Source organism: Paenibacillus sp. PL91 (assembly GCF_012935325.2).
In the GTDB taxonomy this organism is placed as follows: domain Bacteria; phylum Bacillota; class Bacilli; order Paenibacillales; family Paenibacillaceae; genus Pristimantibacillus.
Genome location: NZ_JABBYG020000001.1, coordinates 384,923 through 405,648 on the forward strand (window position 1 = coordinate 384,923; position 20,726 = coordinate 405,648).

28 protein-coding genes are annotated in these 20,726 nt (G+C 48.2%); all 28 read left to right on the forward strand.

From position 1 onward, the window contains the following. The first annotated feature begins 61 nt into the window (after positions 1 to 61). The 28 genes from HI950_RS01930 (at position 62) to aroH (ending at position 20,509) form a co-directional block, all read left to right on the forward strand. On the forward strand, positions 62 to 706 hold the full coding sequence (locus tag HI950_RS01930) for a YphA family membrane protein (RefSeq protein ID WP_169081835.1): 645 nt from the start codon (positions 62 to 64) through the stop codon (positions 704 to 706). Further along, positions 706 to 1,623: a YIEGIA family protein gene (locus tag HI950_RS01935; RefSeq protein ID WP_169081834.1), complete on the forward strand. Its 918-nt coding sequence runs from the start codon at positions 706 to 708 to the stop codon at positions 1,621 to 1,623. The genes HI950_RS01930 and HI950_RS01935 overlap by 1 nt, the downstream gene beginning before the upstream one ends. Continuing rightward, positions 1,616 to 1,795, forward strand: coding sequence for a capping complex subunit for YIEGIA (locus HI950_RS01940; protein WP_169081833.1), 180 nt, complete (start codon positions 1,616 to 1,618; stop codon positions 1,793 to 1,795). The genes HI950_RS01935 and HI950_RS01940 overlap by 8 nt, the downstream gene beginning before the upstream one ends. Positions 1,796 to 1,873: 78 nt before the next feature. Then, entirely contained in the window at positions 1,874 to 3,196 is a 1,323-nt protein-coding gene (der, locus tag HI950_RS01945; protein WP_169081832.1) for a ribosome biogenesis GTPase Der, read from the forward strand. A 12-nt stretch (positions 3,197 to 3,208) separates the two neighbouring features. Beyond that, the gene (plsY, locus tag HI950_RS01950; RefSeq protein WP_169081831.1) at positions 3,209 to 3,805 is read left to right on the forward strand and encodes a glycerol-3-phosphate 1-O-acyltransferase PlsY; all 597 of its coding nucleotides are present in this window, start codon (positions 3,209 to 3,211) and stop codon (positions 3,803 to 3,805) included. A 10-nt stretch (positions 3,806 to 3,815) separates the two neighbouring features. Then, positions 3,816 to 4,850 carry an NAD(P)H-dependent glycerol-3-phosphate dehydrogenase gene (locus HI950_RS01955; protein WP_169081830.1) on the forward strand — a complete coding sequence of 345 codons (1,035 nt, stop codon included), beginning with the start codon at positions 3,816 to 3,818 and terminating at the stop codon, positions 4,848 to 4,850. 81 nt (positions 4,851 to 4,931) lie between these two features. After that, a complete protein-coding gene (locus HI950_RS01960; protein ID WP_169081829.1) occupies positions 4,932 to 5,207 on the forward strand; it encodes a stage VI sporulation protein F in 276 nt (91 codons plus the stop codon). A gap of 138 nt (positions 5,208 to 5,345) precedes the next feature. Beyond that, complete coding sequence (locus tag HI950_RS01965; protein WP_053376675.1) at positions 5,346 to 5,525, forward strand: DUF2768 family protein; 180 nt, start codon at positions 5,346 to 5,348, stop codon at positions 5,523 to 5,525. A gap of 57 nt (positions 5,526 to 5,582) precedes the next feature. After that, positions 5,583 to 5,879, forward strand: coding sequence for a 2Fe-2S iron-sulfur cluster-binding protein (locus tag HI950_RS01970; RefSeq protein ID WP_169081828.1), 297 nt, complete (start codon positions 5,583 to 5,585; stop codon positions 5,877 to 5,879). Positions 5,880 to 5,916: 37 nt separating this feature from the next. Then, positions 5,917 to 6,519 carry a nucleotidyltransferase family protein gene (locus HI950_RS01975; protein WP_169081827.1) on the forward strand — a complete coding sequence of 201 codons (603 nt, stop codon included), beginning with the start codon at positions 5,917 to 5,919 and terminating at the stop codon, positions 6,517 to 6,519. Continuing rightward, a complete protein-coding gene (locus tag HI950_RS01980) occupies positions 6,519 to 6,866 on the forward strand; it encodes a 2Fe-2S iron-sulfur cluster-binding protein (RefSeq protein ID WP_169081826.1) in 348 nt (115 codons plus the stop codon). Before HI950_RS01975 ends, HI950_RS01980 begins: the two co-directional genes overlap by 1 nt. A gap of 17 nt (positions 6,867 to 6,883) precedes the next feature. Next, positions 6,884 to 7,636: a hypothetical protein gene (locus HI950_RS01985; RefSeq protein ID WP_169081825.1), complete on the forward strand. Its 753-nt coding sequence runs from the start codon at positions 6,884 to 6,886 to the stop codon at positions 7,634 to 7,636. Positions 7,637 to 7,933: 297 nt separating this feature from the next. Continuing rightward, positions 7,934 to 9,412: a stage IV sporulation protein A gene (spoIVA, locus tag HI950_RS01990; RefSeq protein ID WP_169081824.1), complete on the forward strand. Its 1,479-nt coding sequence runs from the start codon at positions 7,934 to 7,936 to the stop codon at positions 9,410 to 9,412. A 228-nt stretch (positions 9,413 to 9,640) separates the two neighbouring features. Continuing rightward, positions 9,641 to 9,916 (forward strand): HU family DNA-binding protein, encoded by a 276-nt coding sequence (locus HI950_RS01995; protein ID WP_056627940.1) that lies wholly within the window; start codon positions 9,641 to 9,643, stop codon positions 9,914 to 9,916. Positions 9,917 to 10,161: 245 nt separating this feature from the next. Then, on the forward strand, positions 10,162 to 10,383 hold the full coding sequence (gene mtrB / locus HI950_RS02000; RefSeq protein WP_169081823.1) for a trp RNA-binding attenuation protein MtrB: 222 nt from the start codon (positions 10,162 to 10,164) through the stop codon (positions 10,381 to 10,383). Positions 10,384 to 10,514: 131 nt separating this feature from the next. After that, positions 10,515 to 11,090 (forward strand): hypothetical protein, encoded by a 576-nt coding sequence (locus tag HI950_RS02005; protein ID WP_169081822.1) that lies wholly within the window; start codon positions 10,515 to 10,517, stop codon positions 11,088 to 11,090. Between the two features lie 125 nt (positions 11,091 to 11,215). Beyond that, positions 11,216 to 12,085, forward strand: coding sequence for a heptaprenyl diphosphate synthase component 1 (locus HI950_RS02010; RefSeq protein WP_169081821.1), 870 nt, complete (start codon positions 11,216 to 11,218; stop codon positions 12,083 to 12,085). An 8-nt stretch (positions 12,086 to 12,093) separates the two neighbouring features. Beyond that, on the forward strand, positions 12,094 to 12,804 hold the full coding sequence (locus HI950_RS02015) for a demethylmenaquinone methyltransferase (RefSeq protein WP_169081820.1): 711 nt from the start codon (positions 12,094 to 12,096) through the stop codon (positions 12,802 to 12,804). A 2-nt stretch (positions 12,805 to 12,806) separates the two neighbouring features. After that, positions 12,807 to 13,682, forward strand: a complete 876-nt coding sequence (locus tag HI950_RS02020) for a UbiA-like polyprenyltransferase (RefSeq protein ID WP_169081819.1) — start codon at positions 12,807 to 12,809, stop codon at positions 13,680 to 13,682. An 8-nt stretch (positions 13,683 to 13,690) separates the two neighbouring features. Next, complete coding sequence (locus HI950_RS02025) at positions 13,691 to 14,326, forward strand: UbiX family flavin prenyltransferase (protein ID WP_169082234.1); 636 nt, start codon at positions 13,691 to 13,693, stop codon at positions 14,324 to 14,326. Then, complete coding sequence (locus HI950_RS02030; RefSeq protein ID WP_223285065.1) at positions 14,313 to 15,164, forward strand: menaquinone biosynthesis protein; 852 nt, start codon at positions 14,313 to 14,315, stop codon at positions 15,162 to 15,164. The genes HI950_RS02025 and HI950_RS02030 overlap by 14 nt, the downstream gene beginning before the upstream one ends. Before the next feature lie 8 nt (positions 15,165 to 15,172). After that, on the forward strand, positions 15,173 to 16,147 hold the full coding sequence (locus HI950_RS02035) for a polyprenyl synthetase family protein (protein WP_169081818.1): 975 nt from the start codon (positions 15,173 to 15,175) through the stop codon (positions 16,145 to 16,147). A 29-nt stretch (positions 16,148 to 16,176) separates the two neighbouring features. Next, positions 16,177 to 16,620 carry a nucleoside-diphosphate kinase gene (ndk, locus tag HI950_RS02040; RefSeq protein WP_169081817.1) on the forward strand — a complete coding sequence of 148 codons (444 nt, stop codon included), beginning with the start codon at positions 16,177 to 16,179 and terminating at the stop codon, positions 16,618 to 16,620. Positions 16,621 to 16,647: 27 nt separating this feature from the next. After that, complete coding sequence (locus HI950_RS02045; RefSeq protein WP_169081816.1) at positions 16,648 to 17,427, forward strand: CheR family methyltransferase; 780 nt, start codon at positions 16,648 to 16,650, stop codon at positions 17,425 to 17,427. A gap of 73 nt (positions 17,428 to 17,500) precedes the next feature. Beyond that, the gene (locus HI950_RS02050) at positions 17,501 to 17,668 is read left to right on the forward strand and encodes a hypothetical protein (protein ID WP_169081815.1); all 168 of its coding nucleotides are present in this window, start codon (positions 17,501 to 17,503) and stop codon (positions 17,666 to 17,668) included. 200 nt (positions 17,669 to 17,868) lie between these two features. Next, entirely contained in the window at positions 17,869 to 19,038 is a 1,170-nt protein-coding gene (aroC, locus tag HI950_RS02055) for a chorismate synthase (RefSeq protein ID WP_169081814.1), read from the forward strand. A 2-nt stretch (positions 19,039 to 19,040) separates the two neighbouring features. Further along, positions 19,041 to 20,141: a 3-dehydroquinate synthase gene (aroB, locus tag HI950_RS02060; RefSeq protein ID WP_169081813.1), complete on the forward strand. Its 1,101-nt coding sequence runs from the start codon at positions 19,041 to 19,043 to the stop codon at positions 20,139 to 20,141. Then, the gene (aroH, locus tag HI950_RS02065) at positions 20,141 to 20,509 is read left to right on the forward strand and encodes a chorismate mutase (RefSeq protein WP_169081812.1); all 369 of its coding nucleotides are present in this window, start codon (positions 20,141 to 20,143) and stop codon (positions 20,507 to 20,509) included. The genes aroB and aroH overlap by 1 nt, the downstream gene beginning before the upstream one ends. Positions 20,510 to 20,726: the final 217 nt, after the last annotated feature.

The window sequence follows — 20,726 nt, forward strand, 5'->3', positions numbered from 1 at the left end:
TCATCGCAGGAATAGCTCCTTTTTTTTGGTGCATAATAGGGGTTACAAGAGGTGAGATAACGTGAATCCTGGATTTATTACGTTGTGGATTGTTCTTATTTTATTCATCCTGATTGCAACAGGCTGGAAGTCTTATCTGATTCCAGAAATAAGCCGTCGTACGCTGGCGATTTTTGGAATAGCGATGGCATTGCTGCTAAACATGTCGATTTGGTGGTCGCCATTTTCAGAACATCTTCAGGTCGAGGTACATGTGAGTGTTTGTTTCCTTATCGTTTCCAGCTTGGTAGCTTATAAAGGTTCTGAGGAATGGAGCTATATCGGGTATTTGATTTTGTGTACGCTGATGATCGCTGTCATATGGGGCTTCATTCGGAAAATGTATAGCTTTGATCCTGTCTTTTATTGGATAGATCCAAGCTGGGATGGGCCCTTGCTTACCGGAATATTTTGTGGCGCATTTACATCCCAAGTGAAGCATCAATTCGGAATGATCGTTTGGGGTGCGGTGCTTGGAGAGACGTTAAACGTGCTACTACAATCCGGGATGTACGCAACTCAGCTAGGATCATTAACTTGGTGGGACAGCTTTTGGATTGCCCTGGCTGCAGCCAGAGTGTTCAGCTTACTGCTCAAGTCGATTCGGATAGGTACTGCAAAGCTAAGCGTTATGCTATGGCAAATGAAAGGAGGACGTCCATCCTAATGCAGCATTATCTGGTCGAAAATAAATATTTGATAGGCGTGCTTCTGGGTATCGCCTTTGGCATCATCTCGCGCTTGCTTATGCTGAGGACGGATTATCGACAGTATCCAACCTATCCGCACGGCCAGATTATCCATATATCCTTAGGCGTAATTGCAGCGGCGCTTGGTGCAGTTGCAGTGCCTGCTTTATTCAATAAGGACTATACGGCCATAACTTTCTTGACGCTTGCTGCGCAGCAGTTTAGAGATGTCCGAAAGATGGAGCGCGAGACATTAACCAAGATTGACAGCATGGAGCTTGTAGGGCGAGGCTCAACTTATATTGAGGGTATTGCGATGGTGTTTGAGGGACGAAATTACTTAGTCATAATGACAGCATTGCTTACTAGCTTATTTGCTATATTAGTGAATATTTGGATTGGGATATTGGCAGGGATTTTGTCGCTCGTTATTGTTGAGAAACTAAAATCAGGAAAATCCGTATCTCATATAGCTGCTGTGCAAGCGGCTCAGGTAAAGATCGACGGGCCGGATTTGTTCGTCGGAGACGTGTACATTATGAATGTGGGCTTGAAATCAAACCAAGACATTATTGCAGAACGAGGGATGGGGTACATATTGACTCCCAACAATTCAAATGGGAAGGTCACATTGAGCAATCTGGGTCAACGTCAAGCGATCCTGTACGATTTGGCTACTATTCTCGGCGTATATCGGGACGACGGTGAACCTGCACTCATACCGATGGCCAAGCTTGACATAAAGGACGGGCGGTTAGCGGTGTTCATTTTGCCGCAGGAGCTTGATTCGGATAAAGGCAAGCAAGTTATTTTGCGCGTGCCGATATTGGAATCCGCCGTTCGTATGCCGTCAGAAGCATCCGTAAACAAGAAGGAGGCTGGCGAGAATGGCTAAAATCGTAGCTGTCGTATCCTTGAAAGCGGAGTTGGTTGGGGGAGGGGCGCCTATTTTTATCGCGGAAAATGAAAATAAATTAGAGGAGACATCCTTTCTTTTAGAGAAGATTTTGGATGCGAGCGCGCATGATTTAAAGAATGGCACAATCATACTGGTCGATCACCGATAATATGAAAAGTTAGCCAAGAACGTACTTTTTTGCTATGATGGTTATCGTGAGTATTTTTGAAGGAGTGGAAAACAAACTATGGCAAGACCCGTTATCGCTATCGTCGGTCGTCCGAATGTGGGTAAGTCCACCATATTTAATCGGGTTATCGGCGACCGTCTAGCAATTGTTGAGGATAAACCGGGAGTCACTCGTGACAGGCTTTATGGCACCGGAGAATGGAATGGAAAATCGTTCAGCATCATTGATACCGGCGGTATTGAAATTGATGGCGAAGATGAAATTATGAAATCTGTTCGTATGCAGGCCGAGCTTGCCATTGAAGAGGCAGATGTGATTATCTTCATGGCCGATGCGAAAACAGGCTTGACGCATGCGGATGATGAAGTTGCTCAAATGCTGTTTCGTTCAGGCAAGCCTGTTGTACTGGCAGTTAATAAAGTGGATAATGAAGGCCGTATGGACGAGGTTTATGAGTTCTATGGTCTAGGCTTTGGCCAGCCTATCGCAATATCCGGCTCGCATGGGCTTGGAATCGGCGATTTGCTTGATGCTGCAGTTGAGCTTCTGCCTGAGCTGACAGATGACGGCTACGATGAGGATGTCATACGTGTTGCCCTTATTGGACGTCCGAACGTCGGAAAGTCCTCGCTTGTCAATGCATTGCTTGGCGAGGATCGCGTTATCGTAAGCAACGTTGCAGGCACGACGCGCGACGCTATCGATACGCCTTTCGAACGCGATGGACAGCGTTATGTTCTGATCGATACGGCTGGTATGCGCAAACGCGGCAAGGTGTACGAATCAACTGAAAAGTACAGCGTCATGCGTGCGATGAAAGCGATCGAGCGTGCAGATGTCGTTCTTGTTCTTATTAATGGAGAAGAAGGCATTATCGAGCAGGACAAGCATATCGCAGGTTATGCGCATGAAGCAGGGAAAGCATCGATATTTGTTGTGAACAAGTGGGATATCGTCGATAAGGACGAGAAAACGATGCAAAACTTCTCGCAAAATATCCGCGATCACTTCTTGTTTATGTCCTATGCGCCAATCGTTTATCTATCTGCCTTGACGAAACAGCGCTTACAAAAGCTGCTGCCTGTCGTTAAGCATGTATCCGAGCAGCATGCGATGCGTATTCAGACGCATCTGCTTAATGATGTTGTTTCCGATGCCGTGGCGATCAACCCGCCGCCTTCTGACAAAGGCAAACGTCTGCGCATCAACTACGTTACGCAGGTAGCTACCAAGCCGCCGACGATCGTTGTTTTTGTTAACGATCCGGAAATCATGCATTTCTCGTATGAGCGCTATTTGGAAAATAAGATTCGTGCTGCATTTAATTTTGAGGGGACACCAATACGAATATTCTCACGTCGTAAGTCCGAAGAAGATTAGGGGAGAAGTAGCTTGTTATACGGAGTAATCGCGGTTGCTTTAAGCTATTTGTTAGGTTCAGTATCATTCAGCATCGTTATTGCCAAATGGGTAAAGGGTATCGATATCCGTCAGCATGGCAGCGGCAATGCTGGCGCGACAAATACATTGCGGGTGCTCGGCAAAGGGCCGGGCATACTCGTATTTGTACTTGATATCGCCAAAGGCGTAGCAGCCGTATTCATCGGACGTGTTCTTGGCGAGAACGATTGGATTCCCGTTCTATGCGGTCTTGCAGCCATAATAGGACATAACTGGCCCATTTGGTTCCGCTTTAAGGGCGGCAAGGGAATTGCCACAACGGTAGGCGTTGTTGCTACGCTAGCTTTTTTGCCTGCGCTATGTGCCGGTATTGTTGCTATTGCAACGATTGCTTTAACGAGGTATGTTTCACTCGGCTCTTTACTATTTGCTGCTTTAACGCCATTATTCATATCTATCTTCTATTTTTCAGTGCCTTTACTTTGTGCAAGTCTTCTGATCTGCATATTTGCTTTCGTACGCCATCGGACGAATATTGTTAAGCTGTTCCAAGGAACGGAAAACAAGCTAGGTGCTAAGAAAGGATAGTGAGCGTCGCATGACATTGAGCAACCCATCAACAACGAAAATTGCGGCTGTGTTAGTTGCAGGAAGCTGGGGAACGGCGCTTGCTTCTGTACTCGCGAACAATGGCTATCAGGTTAAGCTGTGGACACGAAGTGCGGAGCAGGCGGAAGGCATCAATCAAAACCACGAGAACAGCAAGTTTTTGCCAGGCGTAAAGCTGCCAGAGCTTTTGCAAGCAACGACGGTTATGAAGCATGCGCTGCAGGATGCCGAGCTCGCTTTGTTCGTTGCGCCATCTGGCGCAATGCGCGAGGTAGCCAAGCAAGCAGCACCATTTCTGCGCAGCGACACGCTTGTCGTGCATGCGACTAAGGGCTTTGAATCGGATACGCTGAAAAGGATGACGACTGTTCTATCTGAAGAGCTGGCTCGACCGATCGATCAGCTTGTCGTGCTGTCTGGTCCAAGTCATGCGGAAGAAGTGATTTTAAAGCAGCCTACTACAGTCGTTGTTGCATCAACTGATATTCAAGCGGCTGAGCAAGCGCAGGATGCGCTCATGAATACGCATTTCCGGGTTTATACGAATAATGATGTCGTTGGCGTGGAGGTAGCTGGGGCGATCAAAAACATCATTGCGCTTGGAGCGGGCTTGTCGGACGGCCTTCAATTTGGCGATAATGCCAAGGCAGCTCTCCTTACCCGAGGATTGGCTGAGATCGGCAGATTGGGTGCAGCAATGGGAGCGAATCCACTCACCTTCGCAGGTCTCGCAGGCGTTGGCGACCTTGTCGTAACATGTACGAGCAAGCATAGCCGTAATTGGCGCGCAGGCTATATGCTGGCAGATGGAACACCTTTAGATGAGGTGCTCACTCGTATGGGAATGGTTGTTGAAGGCGTGAGAACGACGCGCGCCGCGTTTGATCTGGCGAAGCAGTATGAGGTAGAAATGCCGATTACGTTCCAGCTCTACGAGGTTTTATTTGCGAATAAGTCACCACGAACGGCTGTTGAGCATTTGATGGGGCGGCTTCGCACGCATGAAATCGAAGAAATAGGCTAAGGACCAGCGCCTACACCAAACCTACGTCCACCTCATATGATGCATGGAGCAAGACACTAGCGCATCCTGGAGGTGTAGGGCATGGCGAAGGATTTTTCCAAAGACATTTTAAGTTCGATCAATAAAAAAACCGGCAAGAGCATAACGGAAAGCTCGGTCAAAAAGCTTGCCAGTGGAGTTACTGCAGAGACGATGCAGGATGAAGCCGAGCTGCGCAAGCTGATCAAGCAAGTGTCGGATATGGCTAAGGTTAAGGTTACCGAATCGACGGTCAACGATATCGTTAAAGCTGTTAAAGCCAGCGGCATGAGCGCAAGCAATATGGAAGCTCTCATGAAAATGATGATCAAAAAATAAAGATTATCGGCAAAAGCTAGGGGTGCTTCCGAATTTTCGCATTCGGTGATGTACCTTGTCAGCTTTTGTCCTTTTTTTTGTGCGATGTTATAATGGGTGAGAATTCATTATGATACAGATTAGGAGAATGGAATTACTATGGATGCAATGACAAAAATGTGGGTTTCGCTATTCGGCATTGGGATGATGGCGATTGCGGCCCTTTTAATTACGTTTGCTCGCTTGAAAACGAAGGGTGTATTGAAATTTGTCCTTTCGTTGATTGCATTTATCGTGCTTATAATCGGTTTTATTTGCGGCCTTATTTCCATTATTTAGTTCAACATACATACGAGGGTACGAAGAAGCTAACAGAAAGGGAGACTTTGACATATAATGATTGAATTAAAAGGTCGGACCAAAACAGCAATAGTAGAAGGGGAAGCAGGCTTGTCGCTGCTTGATCTTGCACTAAAGCATAACGTCGATTGGAGCTTTTCATGCGCTAGGGGAACCTGCGCTCGCTGTCGCTGCTTGATAACCGAAGGAGCAGACCAGCTGGAAGGCATTACGGACGAGGAATGGGATCGGCTTGAGCCGGAGGAGTTCGAAGAGGGCTACCGCCTCGGCTGCCAAGCGATTGTCAAACAGGCTGATGCAACGATAGCCGCAGCTAACAAGCCTTATTTTTAATGGAATATTACGCTTGAATAAAAAGGATGTGCCGGCGATGACAGAACATGATCGCATTCATAGGGCGCTGGCTGCCGTCATGAAAGCCACGGAATCAAGCAAGGCGAAATGGATTGTAGGCGGGAGCGCAAGCTTGATGCTTCGTGGGCTGCCATTATCCGCAGAGCCGCGAGACTTGGACATTTATTGCGATGACGTGGATGTTGCATCCATATATGAATCGCTCAAGCCTTTTGCGATTGAGGAGCCGAAGTTGAGCATTACGGATATGTACCGCTCCAATTTGAGCCGTTATCTCATACATGACGTACAGGTTGAGCTGGTCGGAGGATTTCATGTGTTTGCTGGGGGCAATCATTATGAGACAATGGTCCGCGAGCTGCTTATTCCGCATGCTGAACAAATGCAATGGGCTGAACGGGTAAATCCAGCATTTATCGCTCCTCTTGCGCATGAGCTGTGGTTTAATTTTCTTCGCGACCGAATGGACCGGGTAGAGCTTATAATTCAAGCTTTTGCGGAAGCACCCGCTAGACATGAGGCTGCGCTTCTTGCCATTGAAGCAAGCAATGCATTAACTTTAGAAGCGAAGCGGAGCCTGCATCATTTGATGTCGGTTCGAGAGGCTGGTGGCTTGTAATGGACGGTGAGGTTACGTTTTGGCCTTCTGGCCGTAAAATTAAGGTTAAACCAGGCACGACGCTGCTAGACGCCGCCAGACGCGCCAATATACCGATTCGCACGCGCTGCGGGGGCAAAGCTGCCTGCTTCATGTGCAAGGTCACAGTGAGGCCTGGAAGCGAGCTGCAGCCGATAGAAGACAATGAGAGACGGAAGCTCTCGGGCTTGGACGGCGATCATATCAGGCTGTCCTGTCAAGCGAGAGTGGCAGGCAAGGTTGATGTGGAGATTCCGCTTGATCCGCTGCGTGCTGCTGTCGCGCGACAACTCGCGCGTCAAGCGGAGGAAGACGATCGTTTATGGTAACGGTGAGGAGGAAAGAAATGAATCGCTTTATTAAGAGGGATCTGCGCCGTCATACACGTCAAACGGCGGCGTTTGTTGCTTTATTCATCACGTTGTTTTCTTTGTCTGGATGCCTATATCCGAGGGACCAGCTCAAGCAAAACCAAGTCGTACCCAAAGAGGCCGTACGCAATGTGCAGAGTGCGATTGATCAATATCAAGCGGAGACGGGCATGCTGCCGATCAAAAATAGTACAGCAGAAACACCGAAATATGAGAAATTTTACGTTGATTTCGCTAAACTCGGCCGGACAGGCTATCTAACCGATATTCCGACAGCAGCATTTGAGAACGGCGGGAACTTTAGTTTTCTCGTCATCGATGAAGAGACGAAGCCGCGCGTGAAGCTGCTTGATATTTTAGCTTTCCAGAAGATCAATGACATCCAGGGCTGGGTTACAACCTACGTGCAAACGAATAGCGTGCTTCCGAAGGGGGAGCAAATGTATCCAGGCTTCTATCAGATCGATTACAAAGCCATGAAGAAGGAATCGCCGGTTATCCGCAGCGTGTTCTCAGGTCAAACTATTCAAGCCGTAGTAGATGATAACGGTGTTGTTTACTCTGATTATGGCATAGATATTATGCAATTCGTTCAAAAAAGCGGCAAATTCGATTACGATGCTGATTTTGATTTGCGGACATTGCTGGTCGATGGATCGGATTTTGTGCCGGTTAAAGCGCCGTCCTATCGATTGGTCAACAATGAGCCACAGGCCGTGAAGCAATAGGACTAGCCAGATTATATCTATCCTTATCCCATTTCCTTTCCTAGACTATTCGTCTCGGAGAGGATTTTTTTTGCCTATTGGGGTCATAGATATGCTCTTATTCTCATATATTTCAATCTTGGAAGGGAAGCTCGCAGACGAATAAAAAAAGATTTCGCAGAAGGAATCGGCATAATCGGAAAGCCGGCACATAAGATGTTACTAGTCCACAAAGCATGTACGAGTTGCGTCGCTGGCCTGCCCTATTGACCGGTGGATGGCGGCGAACCGGAAAAATCAATTGGGAGGGGATATTCAGTGGAGAAAGTAGATATTTTCAAGGACATAGCCGAAAGAACCGGCGGGGATATTTACCTCGGGGTTGTCGGGGCTGTCCGGACGGGCAAATCAACATTCATTAAACGGTTTATGGAGACGGTTGTTCTTCCGAACATCGCTAACGAATCAGATCGCGTAAGAGCTATTGACGAGCTTCCTCAAAGTGCCGCAGGCAAGACGATTATGACAACAGAGCCTAAATTTGTTCCGAATCAAGCGGTACAGCTCAGGGTTACCGATGGACTTGAGGTAAACGTGAGACTGGTCGATTGTGTAGGTTATGCAGTTGAAGGCGCGAAAGGCTATGAGGACGAAAACGGTCCGCGCATGATTACGACTCCATGGTTCGATGAGCCGATTCCTTTCCAAGAAGCGGCTGAGATTGGAACGCGTAAAGTTATCCAAGAGCATTCTACACTCGGTGTTGTAGTCACAACAGACGGCTCTATCGCAGAAATTCCGCGCAACTCTTATGTTGTTGCTGAAGAGCGTGTCATCAACGAGCTGAAGGAAGTCGGCAAGCCATTTGTGCTCGTCATCAACTCCACTCGCCCTAAGAGTGAAGAAGCGCTTCAACTGCGCAGCGAGCTTCAGGCGAAATACGATATTCCAGTTATGACGCTAAGCGTAGCGACGATGGGGGAAGAGGAAGTCATCTCCGTTCTGCGGGAAGTCCTCTACGAGTTCCCTGTACATGAGGTGAATGTCAACCTGCCAAGCTGGGTTATGGTGCTGAACGACAATCACTGGCTTCGCAGCAACTATGAAAGCTCAGTACGCGATACGGTTAAAGACATTCGAAGACTGCGGGACGTCGATCGCGTAGTTACCCAGTTCATGGAATATGATTTCATTGCCCGGGCAGGACTCAGCGGCATGAATATGGGGCAGGGTGTAGCGGAAATCGACTTGTACGCTCCAGATGAGCTGTACGACCGCATCCTCATGGAGGTTGTTGGTGTCGAGATTCGGGGCAAAGACCATTTATTGCAGCTCATGCAGGACTTCTCCCATGCCAAAAGGGAGTATGACCGTTTTGCAGAGGCGCTGGAAATGGTCAAAACGACCGGATACGGCATTGCGGCACCGTCCCTTGCGGAAATGGCGCTCGATGAGCCGGAACTCATCCGCCAAGGCTCGCGCTTTGGGGTCCGACTGAAGGCTACAGCACCGTCCATCCATATGATCCGCGTCGATGTGGAATCGGAATTTGCTCCGATCATCGGCACGGAGAAGCAAAGCGAAGAGCTAGTTAGATACTTAATGCAAGACTTTGAGAATGATCCAATCAAAATTTGGGAGTCTGATATATTCGGTCGTTCCCTGCATTCCATCGTACGAGAGGGCATTCAAGGGAAAATTGCGATGATGCCGGACAACGCGCGCTACAAGCTCCAAGAGACGCTCGGACGCATCATCAACGAGGGCTCTGGCGGTTTGATTGCGATCATCCTGTAAGTAAACGAATCTAGCATATCGAATAAGCCGCCGCCAAACAGGGAGCGGCTTATTTGTTTTGGAGGAATTGCCGGTTAGTACTTGAAATTGGCAAACGGCTGTATTACTATAGGTTTGTTCGGTCAAAAGGTATATTTTTGAAGATTTCCGTTAATAAGAGGGATAAGATGAGAGTTTATATGCTTACAGCAAAATGATGCTATACAGCACTTTGGAGGAGGTGAAACAATGAACAAAACAGATTTGATTAGCAAAGTAGCTGAATTGACTGATCTTTCGAAGAAAGATGCAACAAAAGCGGTTGATGCTGTTTTTGATGCTATTTCCGATGCCTTGCAAAGCGGAGATAAAGTGCAGTTAGTTGGATTTGGAAACTTCGAAGTTCGCGAGCGTCAAGCCCGTAAAGGCCGCAACCCGCAAACGGGAGACCCAATCGAGATTGCAGCAAGCAAAACGCCTGCTTTCAAACCAGGAAAATCACTTAAGGACCTTGTATCCAATTAAGCATAGGAAAGCGTAAACGGCTGATGCTGCCGGGCATCGGCGGCAAAGGCACGCTGCACATCGAAATATAAGCAATCGATAAGGGTTAACCTTATAAATGGTTATATTTTGAACATGAGACGCTCGGACGGTTTGCCGTTCGGGCGTCTTTTGCTGCTCCGCAAGCAGGAAGAGATTGCACAAACGTCGTACTTCCACTATAATTCACATGGATAGTTTGGAATTTCGGAAGCGGAGGGATAACGGTGGAGCCTACACAAAGCGAGTATATTGTTATAAAAGCAAAGGATCAAGGCGTTCAAGTCATCGGTTTAACACGCGGACTGGACACAAAATTTCATCATACGGAAAAGCTGGACAAAAACGAAATCTTGATTTGCCAATTTACTGATCATACTTCAGCTATTAAAATACGGGGTAAAGCGGTCGTCATGACGAAATATGGGACGATGGAAACCGATCAGTAGCAACAAACGTGCAAGGCAGGCGATGCCTGCTTTTTTTTTGCCCGTTGCTGTCCGAATAAACATGCACGAACGCTCGTACAATGAAGTATGAGTCTTTTTTCTGTGGATGGGCTATTATTTGGAGGTGCAGGGTGAACATCGGAAAACCACTCTTAACCGCATGCGTGACTGCGCTAGCTGTTACTTTATTATTGACTTGGCTGCCGCATCTGGCATCGAAGCGTTCAGCGGATGGGCATGAGATAGCCGTTTTTCGCACCACGCCGGCCGTTCGGCTTACAAACAGCAATCTAGTTGATGTTCTTATTGCCGCTCAGCTAAATGAACGATTGAGTAGGGCTGAGTGGAGCAATGGGATTTTGTTAGTTGACATGCAAGTCAGTGCGAGCAAGGGGAGGCCTGCCGTCTGGTTTGCAGATGTAGAGAAGTTGTTGCGTGTATCGTTTCTGCAGCTTGAAAATGTGAAGCGGGTGCTCATCCGAATGGTTGAGGAAGGGCAAAGCGGTGAAGCGCTGCTTGCAGCTGTCGATGTGAGGAAAACGGATGAATGGCTCATCCACGAGATAGATGGCCTTGCTCAAGCTGATCCCGTCCATGACGAGCTATGGCGAAATAGGCTTAGGGTAAGCTTTACCTCGACTTGGGAAGAGAGGTTCGGACCAGTATCTGGGTTTACAGTAAAGCCTTCGTCCATTTCGCAGCGATAGATGGCATGGATGTTGCAATTTGTTGAACAAGCAGGCTGAATCGTATGCTCTTTAGAAAAAGTTGTGCTATAATAGTTTAGATTATTGAGCGGCGATTTGCGCTTCTCTGTTCGGAGGCTTCCCCCATGAAAACGTACCGTATACCTGAAATAGCTCAAAAGTATGTAGAATATGACATGATTAAAGCGCATACGGCGCTACCTGAATTACCGGACGCAAGGCTGCGATTGCTTCATGCCTTCCTGAACGAGCAGCAGTCGCTTAGGCCAAACAGCGAGCTCTACACGCTTGTCGTATCCCTCGTTCAATTAGGAATGGATACGCATGATTTAATCGATACGGACCTAGAGCAGCGTACTGAGCCGGAGATGCGGTCAAGACAGCTCAAAGTGCTCGCAGGGGATTACTTTAGCGCGACTTTTTATCAATTGCTCTCGCAAGCCGGCCAAATTGATATGATATCCAAAATCAGCGGCGCGGTTTCCGAGGTTAACAGGCTGAAAGTGAATTTATACGTTCGGATGAGGCAGCTCAAAATGACCGCTGAGGAATTGCTGAGCTGCACGGTGCAGATTAGAAGCACATTGTTTCACATTTTTACTGAAGTGCTCGAAGGAACGCTCGCACAAGCCTGGTCAGAGATTTTGATGGGCGTAAGCCGTTGCGAGGTTGTACGGGATGAGATAGCACGCAGTGAAGGTTCGGCTCGGTTCGATAAGAGCTGGGCCTACTGGCATCTCTTGCAGGAGGGAACCGACGATGAGCGGCAGCAGCTCTCCCAGCGCATGCAGGAGCCTGCATTCATTCAAAGTTTGACAGAAAAATATAAGGTGCGCAGCAAGCTTATGACTAAGCTAAAGCAGTCAGCTGATGACGTAAAGGCTTTAGCTGGAAAGCTGGAATCGGACAAGTTGCTCGGTGAATTGACATCTATCGTCGATGCTCTGTTAAACGAAAAGCCCGGTTACACGCCTGCACTCAACGAGACGAGGTGACTTGAGGGATGGATACGAACTCCAAAAGCCATGTACATGGCGTATTTGAGAAGATTGCTCCAAAATATGATTTGATGAACGATCTAATCAGCTTTCGAAGGCATAAAGCTTGGCGGAAGTTTACGATGAAGAAAATGAACGTATCGCCTGGACAAACTGCGCTGGATTTATGCTGCGGAACCTGTGATTGGACGATCGCGCTCGCGGAAGCAAGCGGCACCGGGGAAGTTGTTGGCCTTGATTTCAGCCAAAATATGCTCGATGTCGGAGCCATCAAAATCGAAAAGCTTGGCTTGAATAAGCAAATTAAATTAGTCCAAGGCAATGCGATGAGCCTTCCCTTCGCAGACAGTACCTTCGATTACGTGACGATCGGCTTCGGGCTTCGCAATGTGCCGGACTATTTGCAGGTGTTAAAGGAAATGCAGCGTGTCGTGAAGCCTGGCGGACATGTTGTATGCTTAGAAGTATCAAAGCCTACCTGGCAGCCATTCAAAGCGATGTACAACCTATATTTCGAGCGCATTTTGCCGCAAATGGGCAAGCTTGTAGCCAAGAGCTTTCAAGAATACAAATGGCTTCCCGAATCGCTCAAAATGTTCCCCGGTCGACAACAGCTTGCTGAGCTGTTTGAAGATGCGGGTCTTGATCAGGTGAAGGCATATCCTCTGACCGGCGGAGTAGCTGCGCTGCATATGGGGACAAAGGAGAAGAAATAGCAATGATTCGCAAATTACGCATTATTTTAGAAATGATTAAGTTTGAGCATACCGTTTTTGCATTGCCCTTCGCCTTTATGGGGGCCATTCTAGGTGCCGTGATGATGGAGCAGCGTCTTCCTTCTTGGAGCGAGATCGGATGGATTACGCTTGCAATGTTCGGGGCACGCAGCGCGGCAATGAGCCTCAACCGGCTTATCGATAAAGCGATTGACCTGCGCAACCCGAGAACGGAGAAGCGGGCGCTTCCGGCTGGATTGTTAAAATCCGCAGAGGTTTTGCTGTTTATTATCGTTTCATTCGTTCTACTCTTTGTGGCAAGCGCGAATTTGGAGCCTATTGCACTTAAGCTAATGCCTATTGCCGTAGTGATGCTTGTCCTTTATTCTTATACGAAGCGTTTCACATGGTTATGCCATATTTTCCTTGGCTTTACGATCGCGCTGTCGCCGCTTGGCGGCTGGGTTGCAATTACCGGCGGATTCGATTCGGCTGCTTGGCTTTTGTATATAACGGTAGCTTTGTGGATCGCCGGCTTTGACATCATCTATGCAACGCAAGATTTTGAGTATGATCGGGGCGCCGGCTTACATTCGATTCCAGCTCGCTTTGGCATCGCTGGCGCCCTTTGGATTGCGCGTGGCCTGCATATCGTGACGGCAATCGGCTTTGTTACCTTATTCTGGCTCACGGACTTAAGCTGGATGTATCTGCTTGGGACGTTAATTTCGATTTCCTTATTGTTCTATCAGCACTGGCTCGTTCGTCCAAACGATCTGTCACGAGTCCAAACCGCGTTTTTCGGTATGAACGGGACCCTTAGCGTCGTGCTGTTCTTGTTTACAATCGTTGATTTGCTGGTTATTCACGAATGGTAGAAGGAACTATGGCTTCAAGCCCATCGAACTGGACGAAACGATGGGTGGTCGGCATTACAGGGGCTAGCGGCTCGATTTATGGCATTAGGCTTATCGAGGTGCTGCTGCAAATGAATTACGAGGTTCATCTCGTCGTAACAGAAGCAGGCTGGAGAGTGCTGAAGGAAGAGCTTGGCTGGGAGACAACACGTCGCTCCGCAGCTCTTGAGGCGCGCTTTGGCGATGCTATGTCGACAAACAGGCTTGTGTTCCATCCGAATGCGGATATCGGCGCAAGCATTGCAAGCGGCTCTTACCGCGTACAAGGAATGGTTATTGTGCCGTGCTCGATGGGGACGCTTGCCTCAATCTCGCACGGCATTTCCGATGATTTGATGACTAGAGCGGCGGATGTGATGATTAAAGAGAATCGGAAGCTGTTAATCGTGCCAAGAGAAACGCCGCTTCATGCGATTCATCTTGAGAACATGCTGACGCTCGCGCGACTTGGCGTTAGAATTATTCCGGCAATGCCGGCTTTTTATTACAAACCGCAGTCGATGGATGAAATGATTGATTTTTTGGTCGGCAAGGTGCTGGATAATATGGCAATCGACCATGATTTGTACAGAAGATGGGGAGATGAGCATAATGGGCATGAGTAATCGCCCAATCACCATTGGAAGAATTGATTACGCGAATGCTTGGCCGCTATTCCATCAGTTCGAAGAGCGAGCTGATCGGAATAGCTTTGAAGTGATTAAGCGTGTACCTTCTGAGTTAAACCGGATGCTTCAGGTTGGTGAACTGGATATATCGGCGATTTCGTCCTTCTCCTATGGACAAAACGCGAATGACTATGTACTTTTGCCGGAATTATCGGTAGGCTCTGTTGGAGCGGTAAACTCGATCCTTTTGTTCTTGAAGGAGCCCATTGAGCGTAAACGGCCTGAACGAATTGCCGTAACGACCACTTCGGCTACTTCAGTCAATTTGTTGAAAATTATGATGGCTTTGCATTTTGAGTGCAATCCAGCTTATTTTACCGCAGCACCCGAGCTTGATCGTATGCTGGAGACAGCCGATGCAGCGCTTATTATCGGCGACCCGGCCATCCAAGCCTCTTGGCGAGATCACGGGCTTCATGTCATTGACTTGGGGCAATTGTGGAATGAGTGGACGGGGCTTGGCATGACTTATGCCGTAGTTGCGGCACGCAAGGAAGCCGCTTTATCTGCACCGGAAGCTGTTCATGCTGTATATAAGACGCTAATTGCGAGCAAACAGTATAATAAGGCTCATCTTGGTCCACTAATTGAACAAGCCTGTTCACAGCTTGGGGGAGTATGGACATACTGGGAGATGTACTTTCATTCGCTTCAATATGATTTTGGGAGCAAGCTGCAAGAAGGACTTAAGTTATATTTCAATTATTCAAAGCAGTTAGGATTGCTGTCGAATGACGTGGAGCTTACTTTTTTTGAAGACCAATCTGCCCAATAGGTGAAAGAATGAAACTACTAGACTTGTATGCAAAGATGAAAGGCGACCTAAATCAGATCGAGCAGGAGCTGGAGCGGAGCGTATCAGATGACCATTTGCTGCTCGGTGAGGCTTCTTTACACTTGCTCAAAGCCGGCGGAAAACGGATCAGACCCGTTTTCGTCCTGCTTGCGGGCAAGTTTGGCGATTATCGGCTTGATGTGATGAAGCGGGTTGCAGTACCTCTTGAACTTATACATATGGCTTCACTCGTACACGATGATGTCATTGACGATGCGGAAACAAGGCGCGGCCAGCTTACCGTGAAATCCAAGTGGGACAATCGCATTGCGATGTACACGGGTGATTTCATTCACGGAAAAGCGTTAACGATTGCAGCTCAGCTGCCCAATCCACAGATCCATCAAATTTTATCAAATGCGCTCGTACAGATGTGTATTGGCGAAATGGAGCAAATCCGCGATTTTTTTAATACCGAGCAATCGATACGGAACTATCTGCTTCGGATAAGACGCAAAACGGCTTTGCTGATCGCGATCAGCTGTCAGCTTGGAGCAGTAGCGTCAAACGCCGATAGCAAGACTGCGAATCAGTTGTATCGATACGGCTACAATGTAGGCATGGCATTTCAGATCGGAGACGACTTGCTCGATCTCTATGGAACCGAGAAACAAATCGGAAAGCCGCCAGGCTCTGATATGCGTCAAGGCAATATCACGCTTCCCGTTTTGCTTGCTCTGCAAGACCCTGGCATTCGGGATTCTCTGTTAAAAGAGATTGCATCCATTCGAGAGCATGGGGGCAAAAAGGACGCGGGGCGCGCCATTGAGTTAATACGAAAAAGCGATGGCGGTGAGCTTGCAGACCAGCTTGCGAGTCGGTATATTAAAAAAGCTCTCCAAGCATTAGAGGGATTACCGAATGTCGCAGCGAAAAAGAACTTGATCGATCTTGCTCACTTTATAGGCAAACGTAATTATTAAATATGCGAATTCGAAAGGAATGGATGTAGATGGAAAGAACTTTTCTGATGATTAAACCCGATGGCGTTCAGCGGGGCTTGATTGGCGAAATCATTTCAAGGTTTGAAAGAAAGGGACTGCAGCTATCAGCAGCCAAATTTATGGTGATCGATCAGGAGCTTGCGGAGAGTCACTATGAAGAACATAAGGGCAAAGGATTTTATGAGCCCCTGCTTGAATTTATCGCATCCGGTCCGGTGTTTGCTATGGTGTGGCAAGGCGATAACGTTATCGCGCTCACTCGTGCGCTCATAGGCAAGACCGATGCTCTCGAAGCTTTGCCTGGTACGATCCGGTCTGACTTTGCCGTACATACGAATTTTAATCTTATTCATGGCTCGGATTCGGCAGCCAATGCTGAACGGGAGATCGGCCTTTACTTCTCGCCTTCAGAGCTTGTTAATTACGAACATACTATTCAACGGTGGGTCTAATTTGACCGCTTAACGATGGAGGCATCTATGCTTGAGGATCGTGATTTTGCACAGTTTATTGCTCGGATAAAGCAAAAGACCGACATCGATTTGTCGCAGTATAAGGAAGCCCAAATGAAGCGCAGGTTGACTACACTGCGAATGAAGCACGGTTTTCAAACGTTTGAGGAATATTGGAAAGCGATCGAACAAAATCGCAGCATGCTGAATGAGTTTTTGGACCGCATGACGATCAATGTATCCGAATTTTGGAGAAACCCATCCCGGTGGGAGGTTTTGCAAAAACGATTTTTCCCTGAGATGCTAAGCGCCTCTAATCGCGTTAAGGTGTGGAGCGCGGCATGCTCGACGGGAGAAGAGCCTTATACGCTAGCTATGATTTTATCGGAGCTTGGCGCACTGCAGCGCTCCTCGCTGCTTGCGACGGATTTGGATACAAATGTGCTGCAGAAGGCGAAGGAAGGCAGTTACTTGGAGCGCTCGCTGCGCGACGTTCCGCCGGCATGCCGGGAAAAATATTTTAAGCAAGCGGACGGCGCTTATCTCATCTCGGACTCATTAAAGCAATTCATACAATTCAAGCAGCAAAATTTGCTCCACGATACATTCGACACCTCGTTTGATTTAATCGTCTGCCGAAACGTTATGATTTATTTTACGGAAGAGGCAAAGCATCAGCTGTACCATAAGTTTTCTAAGGCGCTTAAGCCGGGCGGACTGCTTTTTGTTGGAAGCACCGAACAAATTTTCTCGCCTGCACAGTACGGCTTCGAAACTGCGGATACCTTTTTTTACCGTCGCGTGTAAGGGGCATGTATACCGTTTTCCATCTTCTCCTATACTAGATGTAAGGTGTACGACTTGGAGGATGAAGCAACCGATGGATAAGCGTAAAGTAATTGCTGCCTATAGGCGAGGTTTTATTTCGATTCAAGAATGCGCGCAAATTATCGGAGTTGACAGCGGACAAATGACTAGGCTTGTAAATGACCCGATGCTTACGAATGACGGTGCGTCGCTGCTCGAGAAAAAATCGGTAAATAGTTAATAAGCGGCAAGCAAAGCAGGCTGCAGGAATTGTCTATCATGAGGACAATTTCTGCAGCCTGTTTTTGTGCTGCGGCTTCAGCTTCTGCGGGGCTCAAATTCTTGTCAAACCGGAAGGGCTGTACTATAATGAGCAAAGATGTTTAGTGCTGTAAAGCATAGCAGGCGCTTATAGGCTTGCCTAGAAGGAGGAGCTTTGACTTGAGTTTAAGATATTTGACAGCGGGCGAGACGCATGGCCCCCAACTAACGGCTATTATTGAAGGTCTTCCAAGTAATTTGACTATTGATTTTGAGGAACTGAATTTCCAGCTGCACCGCCGCCAGAAGGGTCATGGCCGTGGACGCCGGATGCAAATCGAGAAAGACACCGCTAACATTGTTGGAGGCGTACGTCACGGCAGGACGACTGGCGCTCCGGTAGCGCTTATCGTTGCGAACAATGACTGGAAGCACTGGACCTCCGTTATGAATATTGAGCCAATCGAAGGCAGCGACGAAGAGAAGCGCCGCGTCCATCGCCCGCGTCCAGGTCATGCGGATCTGAACGGCGGCTTGAAATATGATCTGAAGGATTTGCGCAACGTATTGGAGCGCTCAAGCGCTCGTGAGACGGCAGCGCGTGTAGCAGTTGGTGCAGTTGCGCGTCAATTGCTGGCGGAGTTCGGCATTAAAGTAGCTGGGCAAGTTATTCGAATCGGCGAGATTGAAGCACCTGCTAATCAGCTTCCTGTCGATGAATTGATCCGATTGACCGAGGAGTCATCCGTTCGTGTCGTAGACAAGGAAACCGAGCAGAAGATGACGGACTATATCGATCAAATTAAAGCTGAGGGCGATTCCATCGGCGGAATCGTGGAGTGCATTATCGAGGGCGTGCCGATCGGACTTGGCAGCCACGTTCAGTGGGATCGCAAGCTTGATGGACGCATTGCGCAAGCGGTCGTTTCCATCAATGCATTCAAAGGCTGCGAGATCGGCATAGGCTTTGAAGCGGCTAAGCTCCGCGGCTCGCAGGTGCATGATGAAATCATGTATGAGGCGGAACGCGGCTATCATCGGGCAACGAATCGTTTAGGCGGCTTTGAGGGCGGCATGACCAATGGCGAGCAAATTGTCGTTCGAGGCGTAATGAAGCCGATTCCGACGCTCTACAAACCGCTACGCAGCGTTGATATCGATACGAAGGAACCGTTTACGGCTCAGGTTGAGCGTTCAGACAGCTGTGCTGTGCCTGCTGCAAGCGTCGTGATGGAGCATGTAGTCGCATGGGAAGTGGCCAAAGCGTTCCTTGAGAAGTTCGGCGGCGATTCCATTGAGGAAATTCGCGCTAACTTGAACAATTACCTTGAACAGCTAGGGCGGTACTAAGGATGCGTGAGCTTACAGTCGAATTAGGTGACCGTTCTTATCCTATTTATATCGGGGAAGGGCTTCTGAAGGAGGCTTCCTCCTATTTCGTCAAGCATGGAATAAGTAAAAAATCGCCCCTCTTGATCATTACGGATAGCCATGTTGCCGATTATCATTTGCATACGCTTGAATCGGAACTGAGAGGCGCTGGATTCCAGACATCGAGCATAGTCGTTCCCGCAGGGGAGAGCTCGAAGTCGCTTTCGATGCTGGAGTCGCTTGTTACCAAAGCATTGGAGGAAGGACTGGACCGCAAATCGGCGATCGTTGCGCTTGGCGGCGGCGTTGTAGGCGACCTTGCCGGTTTTGCAGCGGCATCTTACATGCGCGGCATAAAATTTGTACAGGTTCCTACTACGATTCTGGCGCATGACAGCAGCGTAGGCGGCAAAGTAGCAGTCAACCATCCGCTTGCCAAAAATATTATCGGAGCGTTCCATCAGCCTGAGCTTGTCTTATATGATTTGCATACGCTTCAAACGCTGCCTCCAAGAGATGTGAGCGGCGGCTTGGCAGAGATGGTGAAGCATGGTCTCATATGGGATCAGCAATTTGCAGCTTGGTGCGAGGAGAATGCGGAGAAGCTGTTGGCGCTTGATCCAGAGGCGCTGGGCTATGGGCTCTACAAAGGCTGCAGCGTGAAGGCGGCTGTCGTTTCGAGGGACGAGAGAGAAAATGATTTGAGAGCGATCTTGAATTTAGGCCATACGATAGGGCATGCAATCGAAGCGGTTGCCGGTTATGGCGAGTTCACGCATGGCGAAGCGATTTCAATCGGAATGATTGGCTCAGCTAAGCTCGGCCTCCGCTATGGCGCCCCGGAAGAAGTATATACAGTAACAAAGCGGGTTCTTGCGAAATGCGGGCTTCCTGTACGATTGCCAGAGCATATTGACGTCGATAAGATTATGGAAGCGATGATGCATGACAAGAAATTTGCAGAGGGTACGATGGTTTTTGTAGTCCCAACAGCAATCGGCGTTGTCGAAATAAAACCTAATGTTCCCGTGGAATGGGTACGAGAAATTGTGGAGCAATTAAAACAGGAGGCGGAGCTGTAATGAGTGTAAGAGGAATTCGCGGTGCGATTACGGTAGATGCTAACGAAGAGCAGCCGATTTTGAATGCGACCATTGAAATGCTGAATGCGATTGTAGCTGACAATGAGATCGTGCCGGACGATATTTGCAGTGTTTTCGTGACGGTTACCAGCGATCTTGACGAGACGTTTCCGGCTCGTGCTATTCGTCAAATGAACGGCTGGGAGCTCGTGCCGCTAATGTGCGCGCTGGAGGTGCCGGTCAAAGGCAGCCTGGAGCGATGCATCAGACTGATGGTGTTGATTAATACAGACAAAACACAAGCGGAAATTCGCCATGTCTATTTAAGCGGCGCGAAAGCGCTTCGTCCTGACTTGTCCAAGGCTTAAGGACTCATAAGCTCATCATCAATTAAATCCCTATGTTGACGCACGGCCGTTCGTTGTTGTATATTTAGTAACGTAAGTGAGAGTAGCTGAGCAGATTAATGAGTTTAGTTGAGATGAGTATAGACTAGTTGAGAGAAGCAGAGTAGAGCAGTTATTTGTACGGGAAAGATGGAAAGAGCTGAACGGTTTTTTGTGTCTAGGCGCAAAAAATTGTAAA

What these genes read in the sequence shown, in the direction of transcription:
- HI950_RS01995 (WP_056627940.1), top strand. Translation starts at nt 9,641, where the DNA reads ATGAACAAAACAGATTTGATTAGCAAAGTAGCTGAATTGACTGATCTT.
- aroB (WP_169081813.1), top strand. Translation starts at nt 19,041, where the DNA reads ATGCGTGAGCTTACAGTCGAATTAGGTGACCGTTCTTATCCTATTTAT.
- HI950_RS01970 (WP_169081828.1), top strand. Translation starts at nt 5,583, where the DNA reads ATGATTGAATTAAAAGGTCGGACCAAAACAGCAATAGTAGAAGGGGAA.
- HI950_RS01985 (WP_169081825.1), top strand. Translation starts at nt 6,884, where the DNA reads ATGAATCGCTTTATTAAGAGGGATCTGCGCCGTCATACACGTCAAACG.
- HI950_RS02035 (WP_169081818.1), top strand. Translation starts at nt 15,173, where the DNA reads ATGAAACTACTAGACTTGTATGCAAAGATGAAAGGCGACCTAAATCAG.
- HI950_RS01965 (WP_053376675.1), top strand. Translation starts at nt 5,346, where the DNA reads ATGGATGCAATGACAAAAATGTGGGTTTCGCTATTCGGCATTGGGATG.
- ndk (WP_169081817.1), top strand. Translation starts at nt 16,177, where the DNA reads ATGGAAAGAACTTTTCTGATGATTAAACCCGATGGCGTTCAGCGGGGC.
- HI950_RS02015 (WP_169081820.1), top strand. Translation starts at nt 12,094, where the DNA reads ATGGATACGAACTCCAAAAGCCATGTACATGGCGTATTTGAGAAGATT.
- HI950_RS02030 (WP_223285065.1), top strand. Translation starts at nt 14,313, where the DNA reads ATGGGCATGAGTAATCGCCCAATCACCATTGGAAGAATTGATTACGCG.
- HI950_RS02025 (WP_169082234.1), top strand. Translation starts at nt 13,691, where the DNA reads ATGGCTTCAAGCCCATCGAACTGGACGAAACGATGGGTGGTCGGCATT.
- HI950_RS01940 (WP_169081833.1), top strand. Translation starts at nt 1,616, where the DNA reads ATGGCTAAAATCGTAGCTGTCGTATCCTTGAAAGCGGAGTTGGTTGGG.
- HI950_RS01955 (WP_169081830.1), top strand. Translation starts at nt 3,816, where the DNA reads ATGACATTGAGCAACCCATCAACAACGAAAATTGCGGCTGTGTTAGTT.
- der (WP_169081832.1), top strand. Translation starts at nt 1,874, where the DNA reads ATGGCAAGACCCGTTATCGCTATCGTCGGTCGTCCGAATGTGGGTAAG.
- HI950_RS02050 (WP_169081815.1), top strand. Translation starts at nt 17,501, where the DNA reads ATGGATAAGCGTAAAGTAATTGCTGCCTATAGGCGAGGTTTTATTTCG.
- HI950_RS01960 (WP_169081829.1), top strand. Translation starts at nt 4,932, where the DNA reads ATGGCGAAGGATTTTTCCAAAGACATTTTAAGTTCGATCAATAAAAAA.
- HI950_RS02010 (WP_169081821.1), top strand. Translation starts at nt 11,216, where the DNA reads ATGAAAACGTACCGTATACCTGAAATAGCTCAAAAGTATGTAGAATAT.
- aroH (WP_169081812.1), top strand. Translation starts at nt 20,141, where the DNA reads ATGAGTGTAAGAGGAATTCGCGGTGCGATTACGGTAGATGCTAACGAA.
- HI950_RS01980 (WP_169081826.1), top strand. Translation starts at nt 6,519, where the DNA reads ATGGACGGTGAGGTTACGTTTTGGCCTTCTGGCCGTAAAATTAAGGTT.
- HI950_RS02020 (WP_169081819.1), top strand. Translation starts at nt 12,807, where the DNA reads ATGATTCGCAAATTACGCATTATTTTAGAAATGATTAAGTTTGAGCAT.
- HI950_RS02045 (WP_169081816.1), top strand. Translation starts at nt 16,648, where the DNA reads ATGCTTGAGGATCGTGATTTTGCACAGTTTATTGCTCGGATAAAGCAA.
- HI950_RS01975 (WP_169081827.1), top strand. Translation starts at nt 5,917, where the DNA reads ATGACAGAACATGATCGCATTCATAGGGCGCTGGCTGCCGTCATGAAA.
- HI950_RS01935 (WP_169081834.1), top strand. Translation starts at nt 706, where the DNA reads ATGCAGCATTATCTGGTCGAAAATAAATATTTGATAGGCGTGCTTCTG.